Below are 6,254 nucleotides of genomic sequence, written 5' to 3' on the forward strand. Positions count from 1 at the left end.
TTTCATTCACCCCTCATTTAAAGGAGCATAAAGTATGGCAACAGGTTTTCTACACGGTGTTGAAGTTGTCGAGGTTGACGACAGCACCCGCCCCCTTCGCGCAGTACAATCGGCAGTTATCGGGATTGTTGGTACAGCACCCGATGCCGATGAACAAGCATTCCCTCTCAACACACCGGTTTTGGTAGCAGGCTCTCTTTCACAAGCTGCAAAACTCGATAAAACGGGTAAGCGTCAAGGTACCTTACCCAATGCCCTTGATCTTATTTTTAAACAAGTAGGAGCAATTGTCGTTGTCGTGCGCGTGAACGAAGGTGACAACGAAAATGCAACACTCACCAATATTCTGGGTGGTGTAAACGCAAATGGTGCTTATGAAGGTGTTCATGCTTTGATTGGAGCGGGGTCCATTGTAGGACAAACACCACGCATTCTCATCGCTCCAGGCTTTACACATCAACGCCCTTCCAGTGTGAATATTGAAGAGAATGGAACTGGTGCAACTGCCAACCCCGTCGCAGCAGAACTCATTGGCATTGCTGAACGCCTACGCGCCATTGTGGTGCTTGATGCACCCAACACAACAGATGAAGCAGCCCTTAGCGCAGCAAAGGATTTTGATTCAAAGCGCGCTATTATCGTTGATCCGTTTGTAAAGGTAAATCGTGATGGAAAAATTGTAGAACAGCCAGCAAGTGCAGCAGTTGCTGGTGTCATTGCTAAAACTGATTTTACACACGGTTTTTGGCATTCTCCTTCCAATAAAGTGATCAATGGCATTGTTGGTATTGCACGCCCCATTGATTTTTCCATTGGTGATCGATCAAGCCGCGCTAACCTTCTTAACGAACAAAACATCACAACAATTATCCGCGAAAATGGTTATCGTCTTTGGGGTAATCGCACCCTTTCAAGTGATACAAAGTTTGCTTTCTTATCGGTGGTGAGAACCGCAGATATGATCAATGACGCCATTTTGCGCGGGCATCTATGGGCTGTCGATCGTAATATCAAAAAAACCTACATGAATGATGTCAGTGAAAGCGTCAATGCCTATTTGCGTGATTTGAAAGCACAAGGCGCCATTCTTGGTGGGCGCTGTACGCCTGATCTAGAGCTTAACACAGCAAGCGCCATTGAGAGCGGTAGAGTCTATTTCAATGTCGAATTCACCCCCACAACACCCGCAGAACATATCACGTTCCGTTCACGCATTGTGAATGATTATTTAGAGGAGATTTTTTAATGGCTATCCCCGTTTTACCAAGAGTTTTGAAATATTTTAACATTTTTGTCGACGGCATTCCCTATCAAGCAAAATGTGAAAGCGTAACATTACCGAATTTGAACTTGGTTGTTGAAAGTTATCGCGGCGGTGGCATGGATAGCTCCATTGAAGTTGACCTTGGTCTTGAAACCCTCACGCTTAGCATGACCATTTCTGATTGCTCTCCAGAGTTAATGGCACTCTTAGGGCGCACTGATGTCGACATTTCATTACGAAGTTCAATGCAAGCGCAAGGCACACCAGCAGAAGGTGTTGTCATTACCATGAGAGGGCTTTGCAAAGGCTTTGAAATGGCAGAATGGCAACCGGGCAGCAAAGCAACTTCTACGGCTACATTCACATTGCAATATTTCAAATATGTCCAGAAGGACGTTGAAATTGTTGAGATAGACGTCCTCAACTTGGTGAGAAAATTCAATGGCGTCAATCAACTCGCAGACCATAGAGACAATATAGGATTATAAAAATGACAGTCCAAACAAGCATTACACATAAATTATTGATACCTGTTACTTTTGAAGGAAAAGAGCACACCGAAATTACTTTACAGCGCCCCAAAACAAAAGATGTGCAAGCAATCGACAAAAAAGAAGGCATAGAGCAAACAATCGCTATGATCGCACGTCTTTCTGGATGGGCACATGAAGCGGTTGGAGAACTCGATATTAATGACTTGTCGAGCATTGGAGAGATTTTGGAGTCTTTTATCAAGCGGCGGGATACCTCGACTGGGAAACCGCCGCTAAACTCATAGCCGATATTACCATTGTGTTCCATTGGTCCCTTTCAAAGATGATGGAAATGGAACCGCAAGAACTCATATTCTGGCGAAAACAAGCAGCAGAAAGGTATAAGATAAAATGAGTGAAAAAGTTGCTGATGCAAAGGTGAGATTGTCTCTTGAAGACAAACTCACCGCACCTCTCAAACATCTTCAAAAAAAATTCGATACATTGTCAAAAACACTCTCACATAGTTTGGGTATTCCGCGCTTTTCTGCTGCTGTCAAAAACATGACAAAAAGCCTTCATGGTGTTCAAAGTGCTCTTGGAGTGGCGGCAAGCCGTGCTTCAGTCTTTACTGGTGTCTTGGGGCTTGCTGGTGGTGGTCTTGTGGCAAGTGTAGCCGCCCTCACCATGAAAACCATGCATCTGGGCGATAGTCTTTATCACGCATCACACCATTTAAATATGAGTGTTGCATCACTTCAATTATGGGGTGATGCAGCCGATAATTCAGGCACTTCTGCCGAACTTTTTCAACAATCCTTAGCGGTTTTAAATAGGCGTTCAGCACAAGCATATGCCGGACAAAAAAGAGGAATGATGGGCTTTGAAGCGCTTGGCATTTCTGTCAAAAACACTTCTGGAAAACTCAAATCCACTTCTGTCTTGTTAGAAGAAATTACCGACAAGATGAGTAAGATGAAAAGCCAAGCACAAAGACAGCATATTGCCGCTCTGCTGTTTGGGGGCGATGGTAAAGAAATGGCGACCATGCTTGCACAAGGCATGGCACCCATTAAAGAGCTGTTTGCAAAGGCGCGAAAAGGAAAATGGCTGATAGGTGCCGATGTTGCACGCTATGCAGCAGATTTAAGTGACAAGCTTGGTGCCTTTAAGAAAAAAATAGGCGGTATCGCGAGCTTTATTGGCGCGCGTTTCATGCCCGTGATTAATGATATGATTGACGGTTTTTCAAAATTGATTGATGAAAACCGCGACCTCATTCAAACAACCGTTGCGAGCTGGGCAAAAACCTTAAAAAAAGTCCTTAATGATTTGCTTAATCCTACCTCTGATTTAAGAAAAGGCATCAGTGATCTCACAGAGAGGATTAAAGGCTGGTTCCAATGGATGGAGCCGTTGATTGGTGAAATAACCCTCTTTAAGGTAGGACTTGTGGCACTTGGTTCGTTCATTTTTGGTCCACTCATTGCCGCGTTAGCCGCAGCGGGAGCAGCGTTTGTCACACTTGGCTATGCAATCATGACCACACCTATCGGCTGGATACTTGGTGGTATTGCAGCAGTTATTGCACTGTGTAAATACTGGGATGAAATAGATTTCCGGTTGGTTGCATCATTAGCTGTAATTGGTGCAGCGTTTGTTAAGCTTGGTATCATCATGATGTCCTCTCCTATCACTTGGGTAATTGGTGGCATTGTTGCGCTTATTGCTGTTCTATATGTGCTTTACAAATATTGGGACAAAATAAAAAGCTTGTTGGTAGCATCATTAGCTGTAATTGGTACAGCATTCGCCGCGCTTCGCATCGTCATGATGTCTACTCCCATAGGCTGGATAATAGGCGGCATTACAGTGCTTATTGCTACTGGATATCTACTCTACAAAAACTGGAATACCGTAATAAGCTTCTTAGGAAAGCTATGGAATTCTTTTTACAGCTTATGTAGTAACATTTTCAATAACCTCTTTACGCTCTTTAAAAACTTTTCACCACTCTATTGGATAGCAAAAGGAATCAATGAACTCATTAAATGGTTGCTTGGCGTTGATTTAATGGAAGCAGGATCCAATCTGATTAACGGGCTTTGGGACGGCATCAAAAGCCAATGGAATGCTCTATCTGATTGGTTCAGCAACCAGATTAATCAATTAACCAGCTGGATGCCTAATTGGATGAAAGAAAAGCTAGGCTTTAATGTTTCAATCAACAAAACTTCAACCCAGACCATTAAAACCTTTACCGATGAAACCAATGCACGTGCAAAAAAAATGCTGGATACAGCAGTGGTTACAAATACCCCACCTGAAAAACGCAAGAGTGGTTTTAATACAAGTGTCGTTGAAACAGGACAAATGCAGGCTACAAATGCAAAAGTGGGTGCCTTTAAAGCTCCAAAGCCAATTACCGTTCATAAGCCCGTTGAAGTAGACGCCCGTGTGATGATTTCAAATTTAAATATTTCTGTCCCCAATGGTCTTAAAGATGAAATCAGAGACGCAGTCAATCAAGCACTTGAACGCTATGCCAAACAGCAACGCTTGGCTATAGCCTCTAGCCTTTCGGATTAAATACCATGATGTTAGCTTTGGGTGGTTTTATTTTTTCGATTGAAACAGCAGCTTATCAAACACTTGATATGTCTTATGGGGTTCCATGGGTAGAGCAAGGACGATTGGGGCGCAAAGCAGCTCTTCAATTGCCTGCCGTTGCAAATGCGGAATTTTCTTTAACTGGTGTGATTTATCCAGATTTCAAAGGTGGTCACAGACAGCTCGAATATTTACGGCAAATGGCACATGAAGGACCTCACATTCTTGTGACTGGTCAAGGCAAAATCTTAGGTAAGTTTGTCATTCTTTCTGTAGAGGAAAAGCAAAGTGTTTTTCATCATAACGGCACCCCCAAAAAACAAGAATTTACGATAAAGTTGAGAGAATATGGTGAAGACCTATGAGTGACCTTTATATGACCAAAGATGGCGATATGGTTGATGCCATTTGCTGGAGATACTATGCAAAGGGTCAACAAGCCCTTGCTGTTGAACGCGTCTATGCAGCAAACTTTGGTCTTGCAGACTATGGACCCATTTTAAAAGCAGGTATCACGATACTCTTACCAACCCTCCCCTATCCGAAAGCCACACCAGTGATCAGAATTTGGGGTAGCAAATCATGAAACCTTTTTGCATGGTTCTGGCAAATGGAGAAGACATCACAAAAACTCTTATGGATTATGTTTTGTCGATTGAAATTACCGATGAAGCAGAAAACAAAAGTGATCGTATCACTATAGAGCTTGATGACCGCGCACGTGACAGTGATAACGGCTTTCTTGATATTCCTCTTATCGGGACAGTTATTTCCATAACACTTGGCTATGAAGGGGGCAAAAACCGCGATATGGGAGCCTATCTGATAGACGAAATCTCTGTAAGCAGCCCACCACAAAGCTTAAGTGTTACAGGGCGCGCCGCATCAATGAACACATCTTACAGAACCCCCAAAAGCCAATCCTATCACCAACAAACCCTTGGCAGTATTGTTCAAGAGATAGCAGAGCGCAATGGCTATACACCAAAAGTTGATCCTTCTCTTGCTAAAATTGTTGTGCGTCACATTGATCAAACAGCTGAAAGCGATATGGCTTTTGCCGCACGCCTTGCAGGAGGATATGATGCGGTAGCAAAACCCGTTGATGGCAAACTTGTTTTGGCTAGACGGGGGGAAGGCAAAGCCATCACTGGTGAAACACTCCCCGTTATTGTTATTCATGAGAAACATTGTACCTCTTGGGATTTTAAATACAGTGCGCGTGATGAAGCAGGTGCAGCCAATGGCTTAGAAACAGATGTGGGAGACGACCAAAAAGCCGCGGCTGATGCACGAGAACCAGAAGAGATTGATGATGATGAAAACTTTATCCATATGGATGACAATGACAGAGCACCATCATCATCTGAATCAGAAAAAGCAGAAAAAGAATCTGAGAAAGAAGAAGAAGACAAAGAGAAAAAAGGCGGTGTTCTCGCAACCTATCATGATTTACGCAGTGGTGAAAAAAAAGAAGTCAAAGTTGGTAATCCGCCGTTTCATGAACTCAAATACACCTACCACAACCAATCAGAGGCTGTTGCGGCCATTGCTGCTTATCGCAATAAATCATCGCGTGGGAAATCTTCTTTCTCATGTGATATCGGCGGTGATCCCTTTGTGCAAGCAGAAGCAAAGCTTGTTCAAGAGCCCCCTTTCCGCCCTTATATTCCAGCAGAATGGCGCATCAAAAGTGTTAAGCACAAACTTGATAAAACAGGTGGATATACAACAAAAATAGAGTGCGAGCTTTTTGATAAAGCGCAAGAAGACACAGCTGGAAACGTTGCAAACACCACACCAGACAAGGATGATACCCTTGATCCAAACGCCCCACCAAACGCATGCGACGAAGGTGAAGGCGTCATCCATATGGATGAGGAAGATATAAATTAGCAAAAATATCA

General features: G+C 43.4%; 8 protein-coding genes. All 8 read left to right on the forward strand.

Annotation, left to right across the window (positions count from 1 at the left end):
• The first annotated feature begins 34 nt into the window (after positions 1–34).
• From ACFIL7_RS03240 to ACFIL7_RS03275, 8 genes are read left to right on the forward strand one after another with little or no spacing between them, the layout of a single operon-like run.
• Positions 35–1,246 (forward strand): phage tail sheath subtilisin-like domain-containing protein, encoded by a 1,212-nt coding sequence (locus tag ACFIL7_RS03240; RefSeq protein WP_375683352.1) that lies wholly within the window; start codon positions 35–37, stop codon positions 1,244–1,246.
• On the forward strand, positions 1,246–1,752 hold the full coding sequence (locus ACFIL7_RS03245) for a phage major tail tube protein (protein WP_375637134.1): 507 nt from the start codon (positions 1,246–1,248) through the stop codon (positions 1,750–1,752). Before ACFIL7_RS03240 ends, ACFIL7_RS03245 begins: the two co-directional genes overlap by 1 nt.
• Before the next feature lie 2 nt (positions 1,753–1,754).
• Positions 1,755–2,042: a phage tail assembly protein gene (locus tag ACFIL7_RS03250; protein ID WP_375612344.1), complete on the forward strand. Its 288-nt coding sequence runs from the start codon at positions 1,755–1,757 to the stop codon at positions 2,040–2,042.
• A 41-nt stretch (positions 2,043–2,083) separates the two neighbouring features.
• Positions 2,084–2,152, forward strand: coding sequence for a GpE family phage tail protein (locus ACFIL7_RS03255; protein ID WP_273755857.1), 69 nt, complete (start codon positions 2,084–2,086; stop codon positions 2,150–2,152).
• Positions 2,149–4,326, forward strand: coding sequence for a phage tail protein (locus ACFIL7_RS03260; protein ID WP_375683353.1), 2,178 nt, complete (start codon positions 2,149–2,151; stop codon positions 4,324–4,326). The genes ACFIL7_RS03255 and ACFIL7_RS03260 overlap by 4 nt, the downstream gene beginning before the upstream one ends.
• 5 nt (positions 4,327–4,331) lie before the next feature.
• A complete protein-coding gene (locus ACFIL7_RS03265; protein WP_375683354.1) occupies positions 4,332–4,712 on the forward strand; it encodes a phage tail protein in 381 nt (126 codons plus the stop codon).
• Positions 4,709–4,933: a tail protein X gene (locus ACFIL7_RS03270; RefSeq protein WP_375630020.1), complete on the forward strand. Its 225-nt coding sequence runs from the start codon at positions 4,709–4,711 to the stop codon at positions 4,931–4,933. Before ACFIL7_RS03265 ends, ACFIL7_RS03270 begins: the two co-directional genes overlap by 4 nt.
• Positions 4,930–6,243: a late control protein gene (locus ACFIL7_RS03275; RefSeq protein WP_375683355.1), complete on the forward strand. Its 1,314-nt coding sequence runs from the start codon at positions 4,930–4,932 to the stop codon at positions 6,241–6,243. The genes ACFIL7_RS03270 and ACFIL7_RS03275 overlap by 4 nt, the downstream gene beginning before the upstream one ends.
• Positions 6,244–6,254 lie beyond the last annotated feature (11 nt).

Source organism: Bartonella sp. AP3QHHD (assembly GCF_042195765.1).
Classification (GTDB): Bacteria; Pseudomonadota; Alphaproteobacteria; order Rhizobiales; family Rhizobiaceae; genus Bartonella.

Bases quoted from the DNA above. Each gene is read 5' to 3' on its own strand.
- ACFIL7_RS03245 (WP_375637134.1), top strand. From the start codon at position 1,246: ATGGCTATCCCCGTTTTACCAAGAGTTTTGAAATATTTTAACATTTTT.
- ACFIL7_RS03250 (WP_375612344.1), top strand. From the start codon at position 1,755: ATGACAGTCCAAACAAGCATTACACATAAATTATTGATACCTGTTACT.
- ACFIL7_RS03270 (WP_375630020.1), top strand. From the start codon at position 4,709: ATGAGTGACCTTTATATGACCAAAGATGGCGATATGGTTGATGCCATT.
- ACFIL7_RS03240 (WP_375683352.1), top strand. From the start codon at position 35: ATGGCAACAGGTTTTCTACACGGTGTTGAAGTTGTCGAGGTTGACGAC.
- ACFIL7_RS03260 (WP_375683353.1), top strand. From the start codon at position 2,149: ATGAGTGAAAAAGTTGCTGATGCAAAGGTGAGATTGTCTCTTGAAGAC.
- ACFIL7_RS03275 (WP_375683355.1), top strand. From the start codon at position 4,930: ATGAAACCTTTTTGCATGGTTCTGGCAAATGGAGAAGACATCACAAAA.
- ACFIL7_RS03265 (WP_375683354.1), top strand. From the start codon at position 4,332: ATGATGTTAGCTTTGGGTGGTTTTATTTTTTCGATTGAAACAGCAGCT.